The 22485-nt window shown below is 64.0% G+C and carries 18 protein-coding genes; 6 read left to right on the forward strand and 12 right to left on the reverse strand.

All coding sequences use genetic code 11. The annotated features are described in order from the left end of the window. Positions 1-58: 58 nt before the first annotated feature. The 4 genes from AB4Y77_RS03915 to AB4Y77_RS03930 all read right to left on the reverse strand — a co-directional run bounded on the left by AB4Y77_RS03915 (position 59) and on the right by AB4Y77_RS03930 (position 4761). Positions 59-928, reverse strand: coding sequence for a type IV toxin-antitoxin system AbiEi family antitoxin domain-containing protein (locus AB4Y77_RS03915; RefSeq protein ID WP_442013010.1), 870 nt, complete (start codon positions 926-928; stop codon positions 59-61). 585 nt (positions 929-1513) lie between these two features. After that, the gene (locus tag AB4Y77_RS03920; protein WP_442013011.1) at positions 1514-2617 is read right to left on the reverse strand and encodes a polyprenyl synthetase family protein; all 1104 of its coding nucleotides are present in this window, start codon (positions 2615-2617) and stop codon (positions 1514-1516) included. Between the two features lie 9 nt (positions 2618-2626). After that, positions 2627-3970 carry a geranylgeranyl reductase family protein gene (locus tag AB4Y77_RS03925; RefSeq protein ID WP_442013012.1) on the reverse strand — a complete coding sequence of 448 codons (1344 nt, stop codon included), beginning with the start codon at positions 3968-3970 and terminating at the stop codon, positions 2627-2629. Positions 3971-3999: 29 nt separating this feature from the next. Then, positions 4000-4761, reverse strand: coding sequence for a demethylmenaquinone methyltransferase (locus AB4Y77_RS03930; protein ID WP_089595934.1), 762 nt, complete (start codon positions 4759-4761; stop codon positions 4000-4002). A 91-nt stretch (positions 4762-4852) separates the two neighbouring features. Between AB4Y77_RS03930 and AB4Y77_RS03935 the strand changes: the two genes are divergently transcribed. From AB4Y77_RS03935 to AB4Y77_RS03950, 4 genes are all read left to right on the forward strand, one after another. Next, the gene (locus AB4Y77_RS03935; protein ID WP_442013013.1) at positions 4853-6208 is read left to right on the forward strand and encodes an isochorismate synthase; all 1356 of its coding nucleotides are present in this window, start codon (positions 4853-4855) and stop codon (positions 6206-6208) included. 158 nt (positions 6209-6366) lie between these two features. After that, positions 6367-7164 (forward strand): ABC transporter substrate-binding protein, encoded by a 798-nt coding sequence (locus AB4Y77_RS03940; RefSeq protein WP_311214683.1) that lies wholly within the window; start codon positions 6367-6369, stop codon positions 7162-7164. A 94-nt stretch (positions 7165-7258) separates the two neighbouring features. Next, the gene (locus AB4Y77_RS03945) at positions 7259-8050 is read left to right on the forward strand and encodes an amino acid ABC transporter permease (RefSeq protein WP_024817743.1); all 792 of its coding nucleotides are present in this window, start codon (positions 7259-7261) and stop codon (positions 8048-8050) included. Positions 8051-8061: 11 nt separating this feature from the next. Continuing rightward, positions 8062-8856: an amino acid ABC transporter ATP-binding protein gene (locus AB4Y77_RS03950; protein ID WP_311214684.1), complete on the forward strand. Its 795-nt coding sequence runs from the start codon at positions 8062-8064 to the stop codon at positions 8854-8856. Between the two features lie 718 nt (positions 8857-9574). On the opposite strand, the gene menD is transcribed toward AB4Y77_RS03950, so the two are convergent. The 4 genes from menD to AB4Y77_RS03970 all read right to left on the reverse strand — a co-directional run bounded on the left by menD (position 9575) and on the right by AB4Y77_RS03970 (position 15458). After that, positions 9575-11284: a 2-succinyl-5-enolpyruvyl-6-hydroxy-3-cyclohexene-1-carboxylic-acid synthase gene (menD, locus tag AB4Y77_RS03955; protein WP_442013014.1), complete on the reverse strand. Its 1710-nt coding sequence runs from the start codon at positions 11282-11284 to the stop codon at positions 9575-9577. Between the two features lie 324 nt (positions 11285-11608). Continuing rightward, positions 11609-13696, reverse strand: a complete 2088-nt coding sequence (locus tag AB4Y77_RS03960; RefSeq protein ID WP_442013015.1) for a PhoX family protein — start codon at positions 13694-13696, stop codon at positions 11609-11611. Between the two features lie 79 nt (positions 13697-13775). After that, complete coding sequence (locus AB4Y77_RS03965; RefSeq protein WP_442013016.1) at positions 13776-14792, reverse strand: o-succinylbenzoate synthase; 1017 nt, start codon at positions 14790-14792, stop codon at positions 13776-13778. A 60-nt stretch (positions 14793-14852) separates the two neighbouring features. Next, on the reverse strand, positions 14853-15458 hold the full coding sequence (locus tag AB4Y77_RS03970; RefSeq protein WP_442013017.1) for a hypothetical protein: 606 nt from the start codon (positions 15456-15458) through the stop codon (positions 14853-14855). A gap of 102 nt (positions 15459-15560) precedes the next feature. Between AB4Y77_RS03970 and AB4Y77_RS03975 the strand changes: the two genes are divergently transcribed. Both AB4Y77_RS03975 and AB4Y77_RS03980 read left to right on the forward strand, forming a co-directional pair. Next, positions 15561-16202 (forward strand): DUF2510 domain-containing protein, encoded by a 642-nt coding sequence (locus tag AB4Y77_RS03975; protein ID WP_311213758.1) that lies wholly within the window; start codon positions 15561-15563, stop codon positions 16200-16202. A 62-nt stretch (positions 16203-16264) separates the two neighbouring features. After that, the gene (locus tag AB4Y77_RS03980) at positions 16265-17317 is read left to right on the forward strand and encodes a LacI family DNA-binding transcriptional regulator (RefSeq protein ID WP_311213759.1); all 1053 of its coding nucleotides are present in this window, start codon (positions 16265-16267) and stop codon (positions 17315-17317) included. Positions 17318-17761: 444 nt separating this feature from the next. Here the strand turns inward: AB4Y77_RS03980 and AB4Y77_RS03985 are convergent, their stop codons facing one another. From AB4Y77_RS03985 to AB4Y77_RS04000, 4 genes are read right to left on the reverse strand one after another with little or no spacing between them, the layout of a single operon-like run. Next, positions 17762-19186 (reverse strand): glycoside hydrolase family 32 protein, encoded by a 1425-nt coding sequence (locus AB4Y77_RS03985; protein ID WP_442013018.1) that lies wholly within the window; start codon positions 19184-19186, stop codon positions 17762-17764. Positions 19187-19214: 28 nt separating this feature from the next. Then, complete coding sequence (locus AB4Y77_RS03990; RefSeq protein ID WP_311213761.1) at positions 19215-20087, reverse strand: carbohydrate ABC transporter permease; 873 nt, start codon at positions 20085-20087, stop codon at positions 19215-19217. Between the two features lie 8 nt (positions 20088-20095). Beyond that, positions 20096-21061, reverse strand: a complete 966-nt coding sequence (locus tag AB4Y77_RS03995) for a carbohydrate ABC transporter permease (RefSeq protein WP_442013019.1) — start codon at positions 21059-21061, stop codon at positions 20096-20098. Beyond that, positions 21058-22476, reverse strand: coding sequence for an ABC transporter substrate-binding protein (locus AB4Y77_RS04000; protein WP_442013020.1), 1419 nt, complete (start codon positions 22474-22476; stop codon positions 21058-21060). Before AB4Y77_RS04000 ends, AB4Y77_RS03995 begins: the two co-directional genes overlap by 4 nt. Positions 22477-22485 lie beyond the last annotated feature (9 nt).

A 22485-nucleotide genomic window follows, 5' to 3' on the forward strand; every position in this document is an offset into this window, starting at 1 on the left:
TGTGTCGCTGGAAAGTTGCGGTCAAAGTGGGTGGTGGCGGTACAGGGGAAACGCTAATTCACGACGACGGAACCCACCCAGGCGCGTACCTCGCCGGCGCATAGAGGCCAACTTCCCTGTTGCGCAAGACTGCCTTGACCTCGGCAACCATCCTCTCCGGGTGATGAACGACGTCCGCGTAGTAGTAGCGAAGGCTCAATAGCCCTCTCCGCATGGCTGCGTTGTTCCTGTATTGGTCCTTCTTGACCTGTTTCCCCTCAAGGTGTGTGCCGCCGTCGAGTTCAACGATCAGGCATTCGTTAACCAAGCAGTCCACTTCACCTACTTCCGGGACATCCGCGTGCATCTGAACCTTTAGACCCGCCTTGGTGAAGTGGGTGTGCGCCAGCACCTCGAGGAGGGAATCGGCACGCGCAAGAACCAAGTTCAAGGTTTCCCGGATTCGGCCATTCCTGTTGCCCGGAAGCTTTAACTTCAAGAAGTCCGTCGAGAGGAGCGCCAGGCTGACCGCACTCTGCACCATGACGAGCGCATCCAATTCAGGCAAACATCGGAGCGCGTGGATCAGGACATCGGCCACCCCGGCAACCGGGAGGTACGGATGGTCGGGGTGCTGGCGGGCCCCGTGGTGCGCAACACGTCGCCTCGCCAGGCCGGTGCTGCAGCTCAAGTGGAGTTCCTGTGCACTCTCAAGAGTCCACAGATCATAGAACCGGGCGGCCGAGATACAGGTAAGGACGCCATCGGCCCGGAAGGCGGCAACGACGTCGGGGTCGGCATCGCCCGAGTTATAGACGCCACGGTGTAAACGACCAACTGTCCCGTCACTGACAGCCTTCGCCAGTGCCCGCTGTGTAAAGCCGGCCTTCCTGAGGGTTTCCGTTCTGGCTGCTCCATGCCGGCTGCGGAGGAATTCGTTGATATCCATGCACCCATGGTGGGTTCGGCGAGGACCCTGCGGTTGCCGGGAAGTTCCCTATGTGGACATCTATGGGTACCTCCACCACCCTGTTTGCTGGCCCGGAACGTTGCGACACACCCCATGGACGGCGAACCCCCCGCTCCGTGATTCAAAGTGGGTGATGGAGGTTCGGCGCTCCGCTGTAAATCGCACGGCAGATTAGAAAAAACCGTTGACCCAAAAAGTTGCATATGTGACAGGATTGTCATAAACTTTTCACGGATCCACTAAATGCCTCCGGTGGGTCTGATGCGAACGGAGATTGTGGTCCCGGTTCGGTGCAGCGTATGACTCGTAACGTTGCAACGAACCGGGGCCATTCCGTTTTTCCGGGGAGTTCAGGATTGGGGGCGCACGGCCACCACCCACTTTGATTCCCCCAGCAGCCCAACACGCCGCAACCACAGGCGAGTCGTCACGCTCGAACACTCAAAGTAGGTGGTGACGGTACGCGGCAACGCGACGACGAAGGGCCCGCATCCGGAATCCGGACAACAAAAAACAGGCGCCCGGCCTACAAAAGACCGGACGCCTGCGAAAGCAAAGAAAAACTTAGCTGCTGCGGTCCACCACTGCATGTGCGAAGTTGGTCAGCGAGGACTTCACCACACCCTCGGGCAGCGGGGCCAAGGCAGCAACGGCCTCGGCGGACCACTGGCGGGCGATCTTCCAGGACTCGTTGGTAACGGGGTGCTCGCGCAGGCCGGCCACGGCCTCAGCCAGGGCGGCGTCGGAGGACAGGTCGCCGTCGATCAATTCCAGGAGAGCTGTGGCGGAGGCATCCCCCGCAGCGGCGTCGCGGCGGAGCAGCAGCACAGGCAGAGTGGGAACGCCTTCACGGAGGTCGGTGCCCGGGGACTTGCCGGACTTGACCTTCACACCGGTGACATCAATGACGTCGTCGGCGAGCTGGAAGGCAACGCCCACCTTCTCGCCGTACTCCACCAGCAGGTCCTCGTAGGCTTCGTCAGCGCCGGCAAAGATCGCACCCAGTTGCCCGGATGCGGCCACCAAGGAGCCGGTCTTGTCCGCGATGACGGACAGGTAGTGCTCCACGGGATCTTCGTCTTCGCGCGGTCCCACGGTTTCGTGGAGCTGGCCGAGGCACAGGCGTTCGAAGGTTCGTGCCTGGATGCCCAAAGCGCGGGAGCCGAGCTCGGAGACCAGGATGGAAGCGCGGGCGAAAATGAGGTCACCGGTGAGGATGGCCACCGAGTTGCCCCACACTTCATGGGCCGTGGGAGCGCCGCGGCGGAAGGGAGCGGAGTCCATCACGTCATCGTGGTAGAGCGTTGCCAAGTGGGTCAGCTCAACCACCACCGCTGCCTGGACAACCTCGGGACGTGAAGCATCGCCAAGGTGGGCACACAGCAAAGTGAGCAGCGGACGGATGCGCTTGCCTCCGGCTTCCACCAAGTGACGGGACGTCGCATCAGCCAAGGGGTCCGAGTTGGAGATGGCTTCGCGAAGCTTCTTCTCCACCCGGGCGAGGTTGGTGGTGATGGCAGGACCGAGTTCGGCGTCACCGGCAATGGCGGCGAAACCGGCGGGCAGCTGGAGTCCCGTTGCGATCGCGGTGGTGTTGGGAGCAGGCTCAACAGAGTCCGGCAGGCCGTGACCGGCATGCGTCCAGCTGTGTTCGGCAGAGTTCGTCACGGGTTAACCCTAACTAGTTGGTGCGGAAACCGCGGTGTCGGTGCCTGCCGGCGTCATCGCACGGGCAGAGGAAGTGTTGGAGGTGGCCGGAACCAGCATTTCGAGGACCCGGATCACGCGGTCTTCGAAGCCCTTCGCGGCGGGGTCCGTGAGGTTGGCGAGCATGCGGACCACGAAGCGCATCAGCACAGGAATGGGCATCCCCGTGCGAAGCGCCAGCTTCATCACGGCAGGCTTGCCGATCAGGAAAGCGAAGGCACGCCCCAGCGTGAAGTGCGATCCCCACTGGTCCCGCACATAGTCCGCGTACCGCGAGAGGTGTGCGTCGGCGTCGTGCGTTGACCAACCGGCTGAAGCCGAACGCGCGGCACCGTCGATCAGGAACTCTGCCGCGAACCGTGCGGACTCCATGGCGTAGGAGATACCTTCGCCGTTGAACGGGGACACCATGCCGCCGGCGTCGCCCAGCAGGAGCAGCCCGGGTGAGTAGTGCGGGGTGCGGTTGAAACCCATGGGCAGCGCGGCGCCACGGATCTCCCCCACCTGGTTTTCAGGGGTGAAGCCCCATTCAGTGGGCATGCCGGAGGTCCATTCGCGCAGGACCTGCTTGTAGTCGAGCTTGCCGAATTCCTTGGAGGAGTTCAGGATGCCGAGGCCCACGTTGGAAGTGCCGTCGCCAACACCGAAGACCCAGCCGTAACCGGGCAGCGGCTTGCCGGATTTACCCGGCAGTTCCAGCCAGCCTTCCATCCAGTCGTCGTCATGGCGGGGGGACGTGAAGTAGGTTCGCACGGCGACGCCCAGCGGACGGTCGTCGCGCTTGTGCATCCCCAGCGACACGGCGGTTCGCGTCGAGTTGCCATCCGCAGCGAGGACGACGTCGGCGTGGAAGTCGCGCGTTTCGCCCGTCTTGCGTCCGGACTCGTCAAGGATGGACGCCCGTGCGCCGATGACGCGACCGTCGTCGGCGGTCAAAGCGGAGGTGACGCTGTGGCGTTCAAGCACGACGGCGCCCGCAGCCTCGGCGTGGCGGGCCAACGATTCGTCGAAGCCAAGCCGCGTACGGATCAGGCCATACGTGGGAAAGTCGGAAACCTCTGGCCAAGGCAGTTCAATGGTGCGACCGCCGGCGATGAGGCGGAGGCCCTTGTTCCGGCGCCACCCGTCCTCCACAGCGTGGGACAGCCCAAGCTTCTGGATCTCGCGGACGGCGCGGGGGGTGAGGCCGTCGCCGCACACTTTCTCACGCGGGAAAGAGGTCTTCTCCAGCACCGTGACGTCGATGCCCGCCTGGGCGAGGTAATACGCGGCGGTGGACCCGGCCGGGCCCGCGCCAACAATCAGTACTTTCACGTCGTCCTAAATCAGCAGGCGGTACGGGGTCAGCCGGCCTGTTGGCGCGGCTTGATCTGGCGGCGAAGCTTGGCCACTGGAACACTTTCGCGGTGCTCGGCGGGCTTCTGTGCACGGTGCACGGCGACAATGCCGCCGCTGAGGTTGCGGTAAGTGATGTCGGTCCAGCCGGCGTCGCTGAGCCACTGGGCCAGGTGGTCCTGGTCCGGCCAGGCACGGATGGACTCGGCCAGGTACACGTAGGCGTCCGGGTTGGAGGACACCTTGGTGGCGATGGCCGGGAGCGCACGCATGAGGTACTCGGTGTAGAGGTTGCGCCACAGCGGCACTACGGGGTGTGAGAACTCGGCAATGACCAGGCGGCCGCCGGGCTTGGTGACGCGCAGCATTTCCTCGAGGGCTTTGCGCGGTTCAACGACGTTGCGCAGGCCGAAGGAAATGGTGGAAGCGTCGAAGCTGTTGTCCGCGAACGGCAGGTTGGTGGCGTCGCCGGCGATGAAGTCGATATCCGGGCGGCGGCGCTTGCCGACCTTGAGCATGCCCAAGGAGAAGTCGCAGGCCACCACGTCCACGCCGGCGTCTGCATAGGGTTCGCTGGAGGTTCCGGTGCCGGCAGCGAGGTCCAAGACCTTCTGGCCAACCTTCACGTCCACGGCATCAACCACGATCCGGCGCCAACGCCGTGTCTGCCCCATGGACAGGACATCATTGACGACATCGTATTTTGGGGCGACATCATCAAACATCGTCGCAACTTCGTCCGGACGCTTTTCCAAGGATGCTCGGTTCACCCTGTAATTGTCTCAGACATTCAGCCGACTTTGCTGCGCTGTAGAAGTCGGCTCAGATTCTGGTTGTCCTCGGGAGTACTGTTGTTCCATCATGACGAGCACGCTCCGCACCTTGACAGTCCCCCTCGATGTTGAATCATCCTCCGGGGGGCTGCCGTCGTTTCTGGTGCGGGACGACGTTCTTTGCTGGTCCCGCCGCGAGGCCGGACTGGTGGGTTACGGCGAGCTGACCCGCTTCAACGCCACCGGGCCAGAACGCTTCCTAGAGGCCGATATCTGGTGGCGGCACCTCATTCTTGAGGCCGAAATCACTGATCACGTGGAAGTTCCGGGCACCGGGCCTGTGGCTTTCGGCTCGTTCGCCTTCTCCAAAACCTCCCCGCATGTGTCCCGTTTGATCCTCCCGGAGCTGGTGGTGGGGATCCGCGATGGCCGCGCCTGGGCGACCCAGTTAACGTTCGACGACGACCCCCTCACCGAAGCGGGCGTCCTCGCCTCCGTGCACCGCTGGCTGACTGAACCGGAACCGAACGGTGAGGATTCAGCGGCAGGAAGCTCCGACGTCGTGCCCTCAGCTGAGGCCGTTGCCGCTGACGGTTCCGCCGGCCACCTCAGCCATGGTTCCCTCAGCGAGGCCGCCTGGATGCAGGCAGTGTCCAACGGCGTGGAGGAGATCCGCGCCGGGAAACTGGAGAAGTTGGTGTTGGCGCGCGACGTCGTCGCGAACCTTCCGGAGGGCGTCAACGCTGCGGAGGTACTTCGCCAACTCGCCGCAAGGTACCGCGAATGCTGGACGTACGGCGTGGACGGCCTGGTGGGCGCAACGCCTGAAATGCTGATTCAGGTGGAGGGCCGCACCGCGCAAGCCCGCGTGCTGGCAGGAACCCTGGATCGACGTGATGCTGACGGCATGGACGGTTCCCCCATGGAATATGCGGAGCGCGTCCTGGCTGGATCCGAGAAGCAGCGGCATGAGCACGAGATCGCGATCGATTCCCTGACCCGTCAGCTGGCACCGTTCTCGGAAGCGATGAATTCGCACAGCGAACCTTTCATTCTTGAGCTGCCCAACGTGTGGCACCTGGCCTCGGACGTGAAGGCGGAGTTGGCGGACATCGAGGGGCACGTGCCCACGTGTCTGGCCCTGATCAATGCGCTGCATCCCACGGCCGCGGTGTGCGGAACCCCGACGCTGGTTGCCGGTGCGTTGATCCGAAAATTGGAGCATTTGGACCGCGGCCCGTATGCCGGACCGGTCGGTTGGCTCGATGCCGCCGGCAATGGCGAGTGGGGTATCGCGCTTCGCGGTGCGGTGATCGAGGACGCCAATACGGTGCGCTTGTATGCCGGGTGCGGCATCGTCGAGGGCTCGCAGCCGGAGGCCGAACTGGCGGAAACATGGGCGAAGTTCCGGCCGATGCTCGAAGCCTTGGGAATCCGCCGCTGAATCTGGGATTCCAGACAGGGCTTCTGCTTTGGTGGTTGATAAGTGCGTAAACTAGTTATCCAATAGTGAAACTTAGTTTCCTGTGATGCACATCTCACGTTCGGCGCTACACTAAAACCGACTCAGTTCAGCATCCCCCGCAACAAAAGGTAAACAACATGCAGATCTCCCGTTCGGTTCTGTCCGGCACCAAGATTGCCGCCGTGCTCGCAGCCGGCGCACTGGCCCTCACCGCCTGCGGTGGCTCGTCCACCCCGGCTGCCACGGATGCCTCCGGCCTGAAGCTCATCAACGCCGGCAAGCTCACGGTGTGCTCGGACGTTCCCTACGAGCCCTTCGAATTCCAGAAGGACGGCAAGATCGTAGGCTTCGACATGGACATCGCCGCCGAGATCGCCAAGGACGTCAAGGCCGAACTCAACGTGGTGGACAGCTCCTTCGAAGCCATCGAGACCGGCACCGCACTGACCGGTTGCGACGTCTCCATCTCCTCGATCTCCATCACCGATGTCCGCAAGAGCGTCATGGACTTCTCCACCCCTTACCTGGATGACGACCTGACCCTCGTAGCCACCTCGTCCTCAGGCATCAGCAACATCGACGGTGCCAAGGGCAAGAAGGTGGGCGTCCAGCAGGCCACCACCGGCGCCCAGTACGCCAAGGACAAGGGAATCGACGCCCAGCAGTTCGAAGACTCCGGCCTCCTGGTCCAGGCCCTCAAGGCCGGTACCATCGATGCCGCAGTCGGTAACCAGTCAGTGCTTGGCTACGCCATCAAGGACGATTCCAACCTCAAGCGCGTTGAAGACTACGCAACGGGCGAGAAGCTGGGCATCTCCATCAAGAAGGGCAACACCGCCATGGCGGACGCCGTGAACGCCACGCTCAAGCGCATCACCGATGACGGCACCCTGAAGAAGTTCGAGACCACCTGGTTCGGCGAAGCCACCAAGTAGTCCGAGCCCCGGCTCCCCCAGATCCACGCAGGCGGGCCCCGAAACGATACGTTGTTTCGGGGCCCCACCTGCGCAACATGAATGTGAGAACACCATGGCAATGACTGCACGTCAACGAGCCAAAGTCAGTTTGTACGTCCAGGCCGGAATCTTCGTCGTGGCCGTGGCCGCAGTGATCCTTGCTGTGGACTGGAAGACCATTGGCACAAGCGTCTTCAACTTCTCCAAAATCGGGCCGATGTTCCCGGATATCTTCCTGGTGGGCCTCAAGAACACCCTCATCTACACAGCGCTGGCTTTTGTGGTGGGTTTGTCAGGCGGCCTTCTGCTTGCCCTGATGAAGCTCTCCTCCTTCCCGCTGTACCGCTGGCTCGCAACGGGGTACATCGAGTTCTTCCGCGGCGTTCCCGCCCTGCTGGTCTTCATTGCCTTCGGCTACGGTGTTCCGCTGGCGTTCGGCGTGCAGTGGGACGTCAACATCGTGGTCATGGTGTCGCTGGGCATGGTGGCTTCGGCTTACATCGCTGAAACCCTCCGCGCCGGCTTGCAGGCTGTTCCCAAGGGCCAGATGGAGGCAGCCCGTTCGCTGGGTATGCCGCACTGGCGGGCCATGATCTCAATCGTCATCCCCCAGGCCTTCAAGATCGTCCTGCCGCCGTTGACCAACGAGATCATCCTGCTCACCAAGGACTCCTCTTTGATCTACGTCCTGGGCCTCACCGCGTCCCAGTACGAGCTCACCAAGTTCGGGCGCGACGGCATCTCCAGCCTCGGGGCCGGCCTGACGCCGCTGCTCGTCGCCGGCGCCTTCTACCTGGTCATCACCATCCCCTTGAGCCTCCTGGCACGGAAGTTCGAAAGCCGCTCCGCGCGGACGAAGCGATAGGCAGGACAGTCATGAATAACTCCACTGGGAGCACCTCCAGCGTTCGCGCTGCGGGCGTCGACATCAAGGATCTTCGCAAGTCCTACGGCAGCAACGAGGTCCTCAAAGGTATCTCGCTGACCGTTGAACCGGGCCAGGTAGTTTGCCTCATCGGGCCCTCGGGCTCCGGCAAGTCCACCCTCCTTCGCTGCGTCAACCTGCTCGAGCAGCCGAACGCCGGCACCATCAACGTGGGCAAGTTCGAGGCCACCGATCCCGACGTAGACCTCAACAAGATGCGCCAAAGCGTTGGAATGGTGTTCCAGCACTTCAACCTGTTCCCGCACCTCAGCGTCCTGGACAACTGCACCATCTCGCAGATGAAGGTCCTCAAGCGTTCCAAGTCCGAGGCCTCGGACGTAGCGCGCCACAACCTGGAGCGCGTTGGCCTGGGACACCTCGCCGACCGCTTCCCGGACCAGCTCTCCGGTGGCCAGCAGCAGCGTGTGGCTATTGCACGCGCGCTGTCCATGGACCCGCAGCTCATGCTTTTCGATGAGCCCACCTCTGCCCTCGACCCCGAAACCGTGGGCGATGTCCTGGCCGTCATGCGCAAGCTGGCCCAGGAAGGCATGACCATGCTGGTGGTCACCCACGAGATGGGCTTCGCACGGGAAGTGGCCGACCGCGTGGTCTTCATGGACGCTGGTGTCGTAGTGGAAGAAGGGCCGGCGGAAAACGTCATCAGCGCCCCCACCCAGCCTCGCACCAAGGAATTCCTGCGCCGCGTCCTGGACCCCACGCACATTGGTGTCGAGGAAGCCTAGCTCCATCGCTTTGCTCCGCTGACGGGCGGGCGGCACTCCTTTGTGGGTGGTGCCCGCCCGTTTTGCGTTGGGTCGGTTCTTGCTTGCCGTGCGCCCGTTTCCGCCCCGCGCACCCGTTTCCGCCCCGCGCACCACTGGTTCACCGGCGACGCACCCCTTCGCGCACTTCGCACCAGAGCTTACGGGCGCGATCGGCGGCAACGGTAGCGGCTAGCCCACACCAACCCACGACTCACGACCCGCACCCGCCTGCGCACCCGTTTCCGCCCCGTGCGCCCGTTTCTGCCCCGCGCACCACTTTCCGCCCAGTGCACCACTCGTTCGCCGGCGGCGCACCCCTTCGCGCACTTCGCACCAGAGCTTACGGGCGCGATCGGCGGCACGGGTAGCGACTAACCCACACCACCCACGACTCACGACCTGCATCCGTTTCCACCCCGCGCACCACTTTCCACCCCGCGCACCACTGGTTCACCGGCGGCGCACCCCTTCGCGCACTTCGCACCAGAGCTTACGGACGCGATCGGCGGCAACGGTAGCGACTAACCCACACCAACCCACGACTCACGACCTGCATCCGTTTCCACCCCGCGCACCACTTTCCACCCCGCGCACCACTGGTTCGCCGGCGGCGCACCCCTTCGCGCACTTCGCACCAGAGCTTACGGGCGCGATCGGCGGCAGCGGGCGCGGACGGGCTCGCCATCCTGGGCCGGGCTTAGCCGGCAGTCAGAACCTGGCTCACGGCTCCCGAGATGGCTTCCTTGATCCGAGCATGAAGCACCCGCAGACCCGCCCTGTCCACGCGCACCTCCACAATGGTGCGCCCCTTGAGCGGCGCCTTGAGCGCCGCGGCAAGTTCCGCCGTCGTACTCACCGATTGATGTCCGACGCCGTACGCCGCCGCGAGTGCCGCGATGTCTACTGAGTGCGGGGTACCAAAGAGGCGTTCGACGGCGGTGCCGTAGGCGCCTGAGTCCTCCACGGCACCGTGCTCAAGGAGGCTGAAGATGGCGCCTCCGGCGTCGTTGAGCACCACGATGCGCAGGTCCGGCACAGGTTCACCGTGGCCAAGGAGCAAACCCCCGGCGTCGTGCAGGAAGGTGACATCGCCCAGGAGGACCGTGGTTTCGCGTCCGCTGCCCAGGGCGATACCTGTGGCTGTGGCGATGGTGCCGTCGATGCCGGCGAGGCCGCGGTTGGCGTAAACACTGGCAATCGGTTCGGTGTGGGGTTGTCCGGCGAGGTCGACGTCGCGGATGCCGTTGGAGGACCCGAGCACCAACTGTCCGCGGGAAAGCTCCCAAACGGTGGCGCCTACGGATGGGCCGCTGGCAAGCGTCTCCCCCGCGAGCACTCCATCCAAGCCGTGTTGGGCGGCAGCGGCGGCGAGGAGCCAGGAGTCCAACCATTCGGCGGACCCGCGGCCAGCGAATTCTGCGAGCTCGGGAAGGGTTTCGATGGGCTCTTCGCGGCGACGGCCGGCTTCGTACCAAGCAACAGGAACGGGCTGGTATATGGCTGTCTCGACTGATTCGCGTGCCAGGAGGGATGCCACGGGACGGGACAGAGTGGCGCGTCCAAACAAGACCACGCGTTCGATCGGAGCTGGTGATTCCGGCCCGAAGTGCTCCAACAACACCCGGTACGGTCCAACGGCGTTCGGGCCGAAGCGTGCATTGGATGACGGCTCGGCGAGCAGGGGCAGTCCATGGGCGCGGGCGAAGGCCTCGGCCACAGGGCCAGCGTCATGGCCTGCGAGTACCACGGTACGTCGCTCGGCGAGTTCTCTGGGTGCTGCCGGGAGAACCAGTGCCTGAGGTCCGGCGTCGTAATGAAACACGCCGTGTCCCGCCTCGGCTGGAAGCGCGTCGCCGGGCGCGGGGACCAGGGGGTCCCGGAAGGCGAGATTCACTTGGACAGGGCCGGGCGGGGTGTCCTCGAGGGCACCGGTTGCTGCGTACAGCGCCGTAGCAACAGCTTTTTGGGGATGGTCGCCCGCGGGAACGTCGACGGCGAAACGCACGTGATCGCCGAAGAGGTCCAGTTGGATGGTGGTCTGGTTCGCCCCGGTTCCGTGGAGTTCTTCTGGGCGGTCCGCGGAAATAACCACCACGGGAACGGCAGAATGGTTGGCTTCCATGACGGCCGGCAGGAGGTTGCCGACAGCCGTGCCGGATGTGGTTACCACCGCAACAGGGGCCTCGGTGGAAAGTGCCAGGCCGAGCGCGGTGAATCCGGCGTCGCGTTCATCGATGCGCACGTGCAGCCGGACGCGGCCCGCAGCTTCTGCTTCAGCAAGAGCGTAGGCCAAGGGTGCGGAGCGCGAACCCGGCGCCACCACCACGTGCCGCACACCGCCGTCGAGCAGCGCCGTAACGGCGATCCGGGCGGCACCAATGGATGTCAGAGAGTCCTGGGAAGTCACCGTTCCAGTCTATTGGCGCAGGCGAACCCTCAACGTTCTCTCACATCCCGGCCCACATCGGGCATCCCTCTCTCACTCGGGTGCCGCAGTTTCTCACGATCGGCGCTCCCGACTTGTGGCGCAAGCCGCCAGCACGCGGGAAGTGATAGAGCGTCCCGCTCAAGCACGCGGGAAGTGATAGAGCGTCCCGCTCAAGCACGCGGGAAGTGATAGAGCGTCACGCCCTAACACCCGGGAAGTGATAGACCGTCGGGAGGTGCGAGTGCTCTCCCACCCAGGAACCCCGGGTGGGAGAGCACTCGTCAGCTTCGAAGCTACGGAAGCCTACTTGCGGAAGACCTGCACCACCGAGGGGCGGGGGGCCCGCACTGCGCCGGCAGCGGGGGTAGCTCCGGCCGGCACGTAGTCCGGGAAGAAGGAGTTCTGGGCCGCGAACGAGCCATCTTCACCCGGGTGCTGGACGGCGACGAACACTGTGCGCTCTTCGTCGTGGATGATCGGACCACAGGTTTCAGCGTCTCGGGGAACAGCAAGGAACTGCTCAACCTTGCCGCGCTCCGGTCCTTCGAGGGTGACCTTGAACAAACCGTCGGCGTAGCCAATGGTGCCGGGTGCGCCGTCGGTGGAGATCCAGAGGTTGCCCACGGAGTCGAAGGCTACGTTGTCCGGGCAGGAGATCGGTGAAACTTTGTCCGCCGGGAATCCGGAGAAGTACGTGGAGGTGTTCTTGGCGGGGTCACCGGCCACCAGCAGGAGGTTCCAGTTGAACTTGGTGCCGGTCTGCTCGCGGCCTTCGGTGATTTCCACGACGTGCCCGTCACGGTTGAGGGTACGCGGGTTGACCTCCGTGGCGCCTTCCTTGCCCGGCTTGCCGCGGTCCGTGTTGTTGGTGCAGGCCACGTAGACCTTGCCGGTACGCGGGTTGGGCTCGACATCTTCGCAGCGGTCCATCTTGGTGGGGCCAACCTTGTCCGCGGCCAGACGGGTGTAGACCAGGACCTCCGGGACGGTCATGCCGGGAACTGCGGACGTGCCGTTGACTACCAAGGGCAGCCATTCGCCGGTGCCATCGAAGGCGCCGTCGGCAGGAAGCTTGCCGGTGCCGTCGATGTCGGCAGGCGAATCGCCAGTGAACTTGGCAACGTAGAGGTCACCTTCGGAGAGCAGGTTCATGTTGTTGCGGCGGGCTTCGCGGGAGTCGCCGGCCTGGTACTTGCCCTTGGAGACGAACTTGTAGAGGTAGTCGAAGCGTTCGTCGTCGCCCATGTACGCCACTACCCGGCCGGACGGGGCAACAATGACGTTGGCGCCTTCGTGCTTGAAGCGGCCCATGGCGGAGTGCTTCTTGGGAGTGGAGGTGGGGTCGAACGGGTCAACTTCCACGATCCAGCCGAAGCGGTTGGTCTCGTTGGCGTAGCCGGAGTTGCGGGTATCGAACCGCTGCTCATCGAGTTCCCACTGGCGCGTGGTTGCCTTCGCGGAGAGGCCGTAGCGCTTGTCGCCATCGCTGGTCCCTGGAGCGGCGAAGTAGCCGTTGAAGTTCTCTTCGCCGGAGAGGATGGTGCCCCATGGTGTGGTTCCACCGGCGCAGTTGCCCAGGGTGCCCTTGATCCAGCGGCCTGCGGGGTCATCGATCGTCTTGACAAGGTTGGTGCCTGCAGCAGCGCCGGTCAGTTCGTAGACGGTGTCCGTGAGGAAGCGACGGTTCAGGGGTGCTCCCTGGACGTAGTTCCACGGCTTGTTCTTGTTCTTGCGCTCGAGCTCCACCACAGCGAGGCCATGTCCGGCACGTCCAATGGCTCGTGCCTCTGCTGGGTCGAAGCCTTCGGGCAGCATGATGTTCTCGTTGGTGTACTCGTGGTTGCTGAAGAGTACGGCACGGCGATCCTTGGAACCCGGGATAGGCAGGATGTCCGTGTAATCGTTGTTGTAGCCGAACTGGCGGGCTTGGGCTGCGGCAGTCTGCGCGTTGAGGTCAAAGGCAGGTGAATCGGCAAAGAGGGGGTCGCCCCAGCGGATGACCGGCTTCCAGTCGAACCCTTCGGGCACGGTGAACGCATCTACCGCTGCGTCCACGGGCTTGATGGCGGTGAACTTGAGCTTGGACTTGTCGAAGCCCTTCTTGGCGGCATCGGAGAGTCCGTTATCCGGGGCGGCTACGGCGGTGTCACCACCAGTCACGGCACCACCGAGGACGATGGCGAGCGCTCCTGCGGCGCCGAGGCCCAGTGCGGCCCGGCGGGACATGGCGGTGGAAGCGATGTCCCGGAAGTAGCCGTTGGCGCTGGTGTTGCAGACATCGCCGGAGCAGGCGTTGTCGCACTTCAAAGCACAGGTAACCGCACTGCGCTTGCCCTTGGTGTGGCCGAGCATGGGGAGCAGCGGAAACGTGCGTCCGGTGGTTTCAGACATTTGGGGGAAGACCTTCCAGAGATGTATGAGGTTCCCGCTGAGCCTTTCAGCGGAAACCGAATCTGAGAGGTCCCTCTGGTTAAGAATCGGTGAACAACGGGTGCTGGTTTCCGGCCAGGACTGCATGCACCCTTCGAAGCCGGTCCATCCACCAGTCCCTGCGTTCCGCTGAGGCTGCGTACTGCTCAAGCAGCCCTGGATCGGCGACAGCCGAGCGCACGTGGATGGCGCCGTCGTCGGCCACCAAGGGGTCCAGTGTGATGTCCGAGGCAAACAGAGAAACGGTGCCAAGTCCGCAAGCGTAGGGAAGTGAGGGCAACGCGGCTGCGAGCGCGAGCCCAGCGCGGATGCCCACGGAGGTATCCAGCGCAGAACTGACGACGGCGGGCAGCCCGGCTTGGTGCACGATGTCCAGGGCCCGCCGGACTCCCCCAAGTGGAGCGACCTTGACCACGATGAGGTCCGCGGCGCCGGCTCTGGCTACTCGAAGGGGATCGTCTTCCTTGCGTACGCTCTCGTCAGCTGCGATGAGGACCGGCGTCCGAACGGCAGAGAGCCGACGACGGACCTCGGCCAGGCCCTCAATAGTGGGAACGGGTTGCTCTGCGTACTCAAGACCGACAGCCGAGAGCATGCCCAGCGCCTTCACGGCCTGCTCTACGTCCCATCCCCCGTTGGCATCCACGCGGATGGCGGCCTCCGGCAAAGCTTCACGTACTGCGTTGACCCGCGCAACGTCGTCCCTCAACGACTGCCCGCGCTCGGCAACTTTGATCTTGACCGCGTCCACCCGGCCGAAGCGCGCCAGCACCTCCGGGACGCGCTCCGCGGGAACGGCGGGAACCGTTGCGTTGACCGGGATGGTCTCCCTCAGCTGAGGGGGAAACCCAAGCCAGCCAGCTTCGAGGGCGGCGGCCAGCCAGCGGGAGGATTCGTCGTCGTCGTATTCGGGGAAGGGGCAGAACTCGCCCCAGCCCATGGGCCCGCGCAAGACGAGCGTCTCGCGCTCCATGATGCCGCGGAACTTCACGCGCATGGGCAGTGAGACCACATGGGCCGAATCGAGAAGTTCTTGAAGAGGGGGAAGCGCAGGCATAGTGCCACTGTACCGGCGGCCTACCGACCTGATCGCCGGCCAATCCGGCTATGTGGACAACTACCCGGACCAGTAGTTCCGGACCCTGCCCAAGGCATCGCCCAGTTCGACGCCGGACAATTCGAGGGAGCTTTCCGGCAGTCCCAACGCCTCCCACCGGGCCACCAGCGTTGTGTCCCCTTCCAGCGGCAACGGCCACAACCAGTAGCGGCCGGCGAACTGGACGTAGTCGCCGCTGTTGCTCCCTCCGCCTCCGCCCAAGGTTGTCAGCACTGGCCCAATGACGTCGTCTGTGTCCTCGAACGTCCCCGGTCCGTGGATGGCGGCGACAGCCTTGCGTCCGTCCTCGAAGCCCACCCCTATTTCCAGCCCCGTCCTGGTGTCCAGGCTGGAGCGCGGGTGGTTGTAGCACTCCTCAACGATCTCCCGCCATTCCTGGTCGGATTCGTCCTTGCGCAGAACGGACCACACCAGGTCCAGCAGACAACCCGTGGAGTAAACCTCCACCAGTTTCAGGGCCACCACCATCCGCGGACTGTTGTGGAGAAAGCCACCGGGAACCACCCCCGGCAGTTCGTCCGACGGCGGCCCGGCCCACCCCGGCCTGAGCGGCTGCGGTTGACGTGCCTGTTCGGGAGGCTCCGGGAGGTCGTCGAAGAAGCTCATAACCCACTCTTACACCACCTCACAGGCGCTGGGGAGAGGTGCGTGGCAACCGAGAGAGGGCAATCGCGATATTCTCGGATGACGACTCAATGTGGGGGAGATATGACTCAATCAACGCCCGGTTCCACGACGCCTCCCGGCTGGTACCCGGACCCTTCGGACCCGCGGCTTGTCCGCTGGTGGGACGGCCATGCCTGGACAGCGCACCAGGCGCCGCAGCAGGTGCCGCAGCACGTGCAGTACCAGCCGGTGTTCAAGGCTCCGCGAACCCCGATCAGCGAGCAGACGCCGGTCTACAACCCTTTCATTTGGGCCATCACGTTGCTGCCATTGGTCTCGGTGTTATTCATGCTCACCTGGCAGCCTGAGTTCCGCGTCATCACTACGCGCCAAGGCGTCACTACCCTTGACCCCTTCTCGATCTATACGCCGGGGTACTTCCTGCTGATGGCATCGAGCCTGGTGATCTATGGCCTTTCGGTGTTCTTCGCGTACCTGGACTATCAGCGGTTGGCGAGGTCCGGCGTCGTACGTCCTTTCCATTGGGCCTGGACGTTCCTGAACTCGGCGGTCTACGTCATTGGCCGTTCGGTGATCGTCAACAAAGTGGCTCCCAAGCGCGGACTGTTGCCGGTGTGGATCACCATCGCCGTCTTTGTGATCAGCATGGTGGTGGCCGGCATTTGGACCTCCAATATGATGCAGACCATGGTGTCGTCCTTCGGGTCGTCGTTGACCACGTAGCCCCACAGGGAAACCTCACACGCGTTAGGTAGACTGCTGTCAACGACCGGAAGGACACTCCCATGAACCGCAAGGCCACTGCATTGGATGTCGCCAAGCGGGCGGGTGTGTCCAGGAGCGCGGTCTCGCTGGTCTTGAACGGCCGCGGCGATGGGAATGTGGCCAAGGAGAGCCAGGACCGGATCCGGGCCGCGGCGTTGGAGCTGAATTACTCCCCCAACGCGATTGCGCTCAGCCTGCGAAATCAGCGTTCACGAGTGATCGGCATCCTGTCCGATGAGGTGGTGGTCAGCCCGTTCGACGGCAACATCATCGGCGGCGCGGATGACATTGCGCGCAGCCGCGGCTTTGTCACGGTTGTCATGGACACCGAGCGGGACAGCGCCCGGGACGCCGGCGCCATCGAGACCCTCCTGGACCGGCAAGTCGATGGGCTCATGTACGTCACTGTGGGCTTGAAACCGATCGACGTTCCGCAGGGCATGCTCCGCGTTCCGTCCGTGCTGGCCAACTGCTACGACGCCCTCCCCGAACCGCAACTGCACCACGTGATTCCGGATGAGGTCACCGGCGGCCGCGAAGCTGCCGAGCACCTGCTGCAGCTGGGTCACCGGGACATCGCGCTGCTGGCAGGATATGAAGATTCGCCGGCCGCTCCGCTCCGCGTTCAGGGTTACCGGGATGCGCATGCAGCGGCCAACGTTCCGCTGCGGGGCGACCGGATTGTCATGGCCGGATGGGACATTGACGCCGGCTACCGCGGCGCCATGAAACTGCTCGACGGCGTGTCCCCGGCTGATCGGCCCACGGCCATCATGTGCGCGAACGACCGCCTGGCCGTCGGGGTGACGCTTGCAGCTGCACGGCTTGGGCTCAGCGTCCCCGGGGAGCTGTCCGTGATGGGCTACGACGACGAAACCCGGATCGCGGACACCATGGTCCCGGCACTCACCACCATGGCGTTGCCGCTGCGGGAGATCGGCCGCGCCGCAATGACCACGCTGCTGGACGCCATCGAGGGAACCAACACCACGGGAAAGGGGACCACCATGGAAACGATGGTCCCCTGCCGCCTGGTGATCCGGGAATCGACCGGCCCCGCGCCCACGCGCTGATTCCGAGCGTTGCGAGGCCCACTCTGCGCCCCAAAACCCAGCACCAAACACGCAGACCAGGCCCCACAACACGCACCCCTCACGTTGCCAGGCCCACTCTGCGCCCCAAACCCAGCATCAAACACGTAAAGCAGGCCCCACAACTAGTCCCCGCACGTTGCGAGGCCCACTCTGCGCCCCAAAACCCAGCACCAAACACGCAGACCAGGCCCCACAACTAGTCCACCCCTCGTTGCGAGGCCCACTCTGCACCCCAAAACCCAGCATCAAACACGCAAACCCGGCCCCACAACACACGCCACCATCGTGTTGCGAGGCCCACTCTGCGCCCCAAACCAAAGAGGGCCCACACCACCCGGGTTCCCTGGCTGAGCTTGCGAAGTTAGGGGGGTGGTGGGGATGTAAAGCAGGCCCCACAACTAGCGCACGACGCCGACCTGCCGCCTATGCGGGAAGGCGCAACTCCCACACGTCGGCAGTCGCGCCGTGGGGCAAGGTGAGCTGCCATTCCTCCCCCTGAGCCGGGTAGGCCCGAAGGGTGGTGGCGACGGAACCGGAACGGTAGACCTCCACGAGGGAAGCATCGATGAAGATCCGGAGCTCCTCCCCCGCAGCAAGGGAACCCGAGTAGACCAGTTGAGCATCGGCCCCCGAACCAAGCACCAGCTCCACGGAACCGGAACCAGCACCAGCACCAGCAGAACCACCCCGAACCAGCACCTCAGCAAACGCAGGCACAGCAACGGCACCGGCACCGGCACCGGCACCGGCAGCACCCTCAGCCACAGCAGCACCCCGGTACGCCTCAATCTCAGGCGCAGGAGTGACAGTCAGCGCCCCGTCAACCACGGACAAAACGCGGGGATGAGTCAGGACACCCGACCACCCGGCGTCGTCGATTTCTTCCTGGGTGCGGCCCCGGCGACCGTCGCGACCGGGACCTTCGTTGGCCCACCCCCACAACAAAGCGGCAGCAGGCGCGGAACCCGCAGAGTAAGCCAGCTGCACAATCTGCGGCGCATAGAAGTCGCGCCCAAGATCTGCCTTCCCACCCGAAGCCGCAGCAAACACAGGCAACCCCGTGGCAGGATCCGCGGACAGGGAGCCGGTCAGGTACCCCACCCCATTGGCGTGCTCGTGGTCGTCGCCGGAGAGCCACAGCGAGAACATCATGACCCAGGTGGAGCCACCAGAAGAGAGGGGCACCTCCACCAGCTGCGGACATTCCCAGATCTCGGCCGGCGTATAAGCAGCGGCCACAGGATCAGCCGTAGTCAGCCAGATGCCCTGGTACTCCCAGACGTCAAGGGAGTCCACTGTGTACAGCAGCAATGCCGCACGCCCGTCGGAAAGCCCTGCACCCTGCATGGCATAGCGGGCACCGTTGAAGCGGAAGATGAAGGGGTCGCGGACGGCGGTCACCAGCGGATCAGCCGGCATGGACGCTGCCACGTGCCCGTCTTGCTCCCACGTCACCAGATCAGCCGAACCGCGGGCAATGACAACCTGCGAGTGCCCGCCGTGGTCCTTGATCCCGGAGTAGGCGGCGGTGGGCACCCCATCGTCAGAGGTCACCACTCCGGTCCAGCATCCGGCGGAGTCGGGCCCGCCCGCCTGAGGAGAAAGCGCTACGGGGTGCTCTTCCCAACGCACTAAATCACCAGAGCTCACGTGCCCCCAATTGATCTGGGAGTGCCGCGCGGATGAGGGGTTGTACTGGAAGAACACGTGGTAGCGGCCGTTGATGTAGCTGATGCCGTTGGGATCGTTGATCCAGCCCTGCGCCGGCCGCGGGTGGAAGCGCGGGAACGCGGGATCCGGGTGCGTCGCCGCCAGGGAAAGGGAGGAAGAGAGTGCAAGGTCCGTCAACGGAACCCCTTTCAAAAGAGAGTGGGAGTTACTTGCCCGTACCTGCGGTGAGCCCGTCCTGCAGCGCACGCTGGCCGAACATGAACACCACCAGCGCGGGAATCATGGAGAGGACAACACCGGCCAGGACCACGGAGATGCTTCCGGTGCCGAGGTTGCCTTGGAGTGAGACCAGGCCCAGCGGGAGGGTGAAGTTCTGCTCGGAGATGGTCATGATGAGGGGCCTGAAGAACTCGTTCCAGTGGAAGTTGAACGCCAGGATGCCCACGATCGCCAGGCCTGGCATGGCCAGCGGCGCATACACGGATCGGAAGGTCCGCCACGGCGAGGCGCCGTCGATCGCGGCCGCTTCAGCGAGCTCACCCGGCAAGCCCATGAAGTACTGGCGCATCAGGAAGGTACCGAACGCCGTCGGGATGGCCGGAATGATCAGCGCGAGGAGCGTGTCCGAGAGGCCCACGCCACGGATCAGCATGAACACGGGAACAATCGTGACCTGTGCGGGCACCATCATGGTGGCCAGCACGATCGAGAACAGTGCACCGCGTCCGCGAAAGCGAAGGTGCGCAAACGCGTAGCCAGCCAGGGCGGCGGTGATCATCTGTCCCACTGCGATCAAGCCGGTCACCAGCGCACTGTTCACTACCAGCGCCACGATGTTGAGCTGCTTGAACACTTGCTCGTAGGAGGTCAGGTCCGGATTCAGGGGCAGGAAGGCGGGCGGCAGCTGGAAGGATTCCGACGGCGGTCGCAGCGAGGTGGACAGCGTCCACAGCACCGGACCCAGGACAAAGACGGACGCGATCAGCAAGACAACGACGCGGATGGCCACTGACCAGTCGCGCTTCTTCCGCTTCACTACAGGCGCCGTGGTGGTGACACGTTCTTGAATGGTAGTCATGGCGGGCCTTACTGGTAGAAGACGAATCGTTTGCTGAGCCGGAATTGCGCGGCGGTGATGGCCATGATGATGAGCGTCAGGATCACGCCGATCGCCGAGGCCTCGCCGAACTCAAGTCGCTGGAATGCGGACTCGAAGATGACCATCACGGCTGTGCGCGTCGAGTCGCCGGGCCCGCCGCGGGTGAGGACATAGGGCTGGTCGAACACTTGCAGCGCGTTGATGATCGCCATGACCGAAGCCACCAGGGTGGTGGGGCTGAGCAGCGGCAGGGTGACGAAGAAGTGCTTGCGCCATCCCGTCGCACCGTCGATCGACGCGGCCTCGTACGTCTCCACCGGAATGGAGGCAAGGCCACCGATGAAGAGCAGGAACGAGAACCCGAAGTTCTGCCACACATAAACAAGAATCACGACGGCGGCCGACCCGGTTGGCGTCGTCAGCCACGGGACCGCTGGGATGCCCACGATGGACAGCAACCAGTTCACTACGCCGAATTGCTCGTTAAAGAGGTACCGCATGAAGATCGATACCGATGCTGCGGAGAGGATCAGCGGGAAGAAGAAGGCCGAGCGGAAGAAGACCCTGAGCCAGGCCGGGAGCTTCTCCTGCACCATGATCGCCAGGCCCAGCGCCAGTCCGAGCTGAAGGGCTACGGCCACCACCACGAACACGATGGTGTTCAGGAATGAGACCCGGACTGTGGGGTCCTGGACTACCTCGGCGAAGTTATCGAAACCCACGAACGTCGGCGCGGAGATGATGTCCCAGCGGAAGAAAGCGAGCGCAATCGAAGCGACGATCGGCAGGAGGGTGAAGATGCCCATGCCCACGATGGTCGGGGCCAGGAAAGCCCACGGCAGCCAGCGTTGTTGGACGCGGCCACGCTTGGAGCTTTGTCCGTTCTTGTGGGCGGCCTGGCGACGGCCCGGCTCGCTCCCCGTGCCCGTAGGCGTACTGGTTGCGGTGCTCATGGCTGCCTCCTCAGGGCAAGTTCGAGGTCACGCTGCATGGAGGAAAGGGCGTCCTTGAGTTGGCGCTCATCCCCGCTGACGGCCAGGCTGACGTTTTTCATGAGGGCAGTTTCGACGGCGGCCTGCTGGGGTGGCGCTGGAATGGGCCCTGTAGTGGGGAACTTGTCCAGGGTGTCGTAGAAGACCTTCCAGTTCCGCGGACCGGTTCCTGCGTAAAGCTGCTCGTTGACCATGGAGCGCCGGGCAGGTGTGGTGTTCGGTGTGGGGAAGACGATCTGCATGGCTTCGCGGCTGGAGCTGAACTTCACCCATTCCCAGGCGGCGTCCTTGTCCTTGGCGGTCTTCATGATCGCGTACCCGGCTGTGCCGAACTGGTGCCGCTGGGTGCGCCATTTGGGGAAGAACTGAACGTCGAAGTCGTTTTCGTTCATTCCCGCCTCGTGGAGGCCTTGGACCCAATAGCCGCCCGCCGGCGTCGTACCTATCCTGTTGGAGGCGAAGAGGCCAATCAGCGCGCTGCCGCCGCCTTCCTCCGGCCGGATACCCAGCCCGTCCTTGACCAGTCCGCGGAGGTAGTCGAAGGATTCGAAGACCCGGGGATCGTCGGCGTTGGGTTCCAGCCACTGGTAGCCACCGGAACGGAGGCTGCGTGAGGGGTCGTTGGCGTAGAAGCCGTCCCACAACCATTCGCCGCCCGGGGACTTGGTTTCCTTAAGGAAGCTGGTGTCATTGGCGTAGAGCCACGGCACCACTCCACCGAAGAGGCGGTTGGTCCAGTAGTAGGGGGTGAAGTCCTTGGGGTTGGCCTTCTTCATGGCGGCGAGGGTGCTGCGGAAGTCGGTGTGCGTCCAGTTGTCGGAGGGCCGCTCCAGTCCCGCTTTAGTGAGCGCAGTGGTGTTGTAGTACATGTTGGCGGCGTTCCAGTCGATGGGGAGCTGGAACAGGCTGCCTTTGTACATGAATGCTTCCACCAGGCTGGGGTGGACGTCCTCGAAGTATTCCTTCATGTCCGCTGCATCGCGGCGCAGGTACTCGTCCAGCGGATGGGCGAGCTTTTCTGCGAAGAGCTGGGCGCCTTCGGTAGCCACGTACACCACATCCGGCGGGGTGCCTGCTGCCACCATGGTGAGGATCTTGGTGAAGAAGTCCTTCCAGTCCACAGCTTGGATCGCCTGGACCTTGACCTTGATTTCGGGGTGGACTTTGGCAAAGGCATCGATGACCTTTTGACGGGCGGCAGCGTCGGCCGCGGTGCCCATGATGGCGATGCTGAGGCTGTTGTCTCCCCGGCCGGGGATGTCCGCCCCGGTCAAGCGCGGCCACGACGCCGCGGTCACTCCAACAATCCCGGCGCCGAGGGCTGTGAAGGCACTTCTGCGTGTGAATTGACGCAAAGCCCCATTGGTTCCCGACATGTAGATTTC

The organism is Paenarthrobacter sp. YAF11_1, from assembly GCF_052113445.1.
GTDB lineage: Bacteria > Actinomycetota > Actinomycetes > Actinomycetales > Micrococcaceae > Arthrobacter.

What these genes read in the sequence shown, in the direction of transcription:
- AB4Y77_RS03915 (WP_442013010.1), bottom strand. Translation starts at nt 928, where the DNA reads ATGGATATCAACGAATTCCTCCGCAGCCGGCATGGAGCAGCCAGAACG.
- AB4Y77_RS03935 (WP_442013013.1), top strand. Translation starts at nt 4,853, where the DNA reads ATGACGAGCACGCTCCGCACCTTGACAGTCCCCCTCGATGTTGAATCA.
- AB4Y77_RS03940 (WP_311214683.1), top strand. Translation starts at nt 6,367, where the DNA reads ATGCAGATCTCCCGTTCGGTTCTGTCCGGCACCAAGATTGCCGCCGTG.
- AB4Y77_RS03945 (WP_024817743.1), top strand. Translation starts at nt 7,259, where the DNA reads ATGGCAATGACTGCACGTCAACGAGCCAAAGTCAGTTTGTACGTCCAG.
- AB4Y77_RS03950 (WP_311214684.1), top strand. Translation starts at nt 8,062, where the DNA reads ATGAATAACTCCACTGGGAGCACCTCCAGCGTTCGCGCTGCGGGCGTC.
- AB4Y77_RS03960 (WP_442013015.1), bottom strand. Translation starts at nt 13,696, where the DNA reads ATGTCTGAAACCACCGGACGCACGTTTCCGCTGCTCCCCATGCTCGGC.
- AB4Y77_RS03965 (WP_442013016.1), bottom strand. Translation starts at nt 14,792, where the DNA reads ATGCCTGCGCTTCCCCCTCTTCAAGAACTTCTCGATTCGGCCCATGTG.
- AB4Y77_RS03970 (WP_442013017.1), bottom strand. Translation starts at nt 15,458, where the DNA reads ATGAGCTTCTTCGACGACCTCCCGGAGCCTCCCGAACAGGCACGTCAA.
- AB4Y77_RS03975 (WP_311213758.1), top strand. Translation starts at nt 15,561, where the DNA reads ATGACTCAATCAACGCCCGGTTCCACGACGCCTCCCGGCTGGTACCCG.
- AB4Y77_RS03980 (WP_311213759.1), top strand. Translation starts at nt 16,265, where the DNA reads ATGAACCGCAAGGCCACTGCATTGGATGTCGCCAAGCGGGCGGGTGTG.
- AB4Y77_RS03990 (WP_311213761.1), bottom strand. Translation starts at nt 20,087, where the DNA reads ATGACTACCATTCAAGAACGTGTCACCACCACGGCGCCTGTAGTGAAG.
- AB4Y77_RS03995 (WP_442013019.1), bottom strand. Translation starts at nt 21,061, where the DNA reads ATGAGCACCGCAACCAGTACGCCTACGGGCACGGGGAGCGAGCCGGGC.
- AB4Y77_RS04000 (WP_442013020.1), bottom strand. Translation starts at nt 22,476, where the DNA reads ATGTCGGGAACCAATGGGGCTTTGCGTCAATTCACACGCAGAAGTGCC.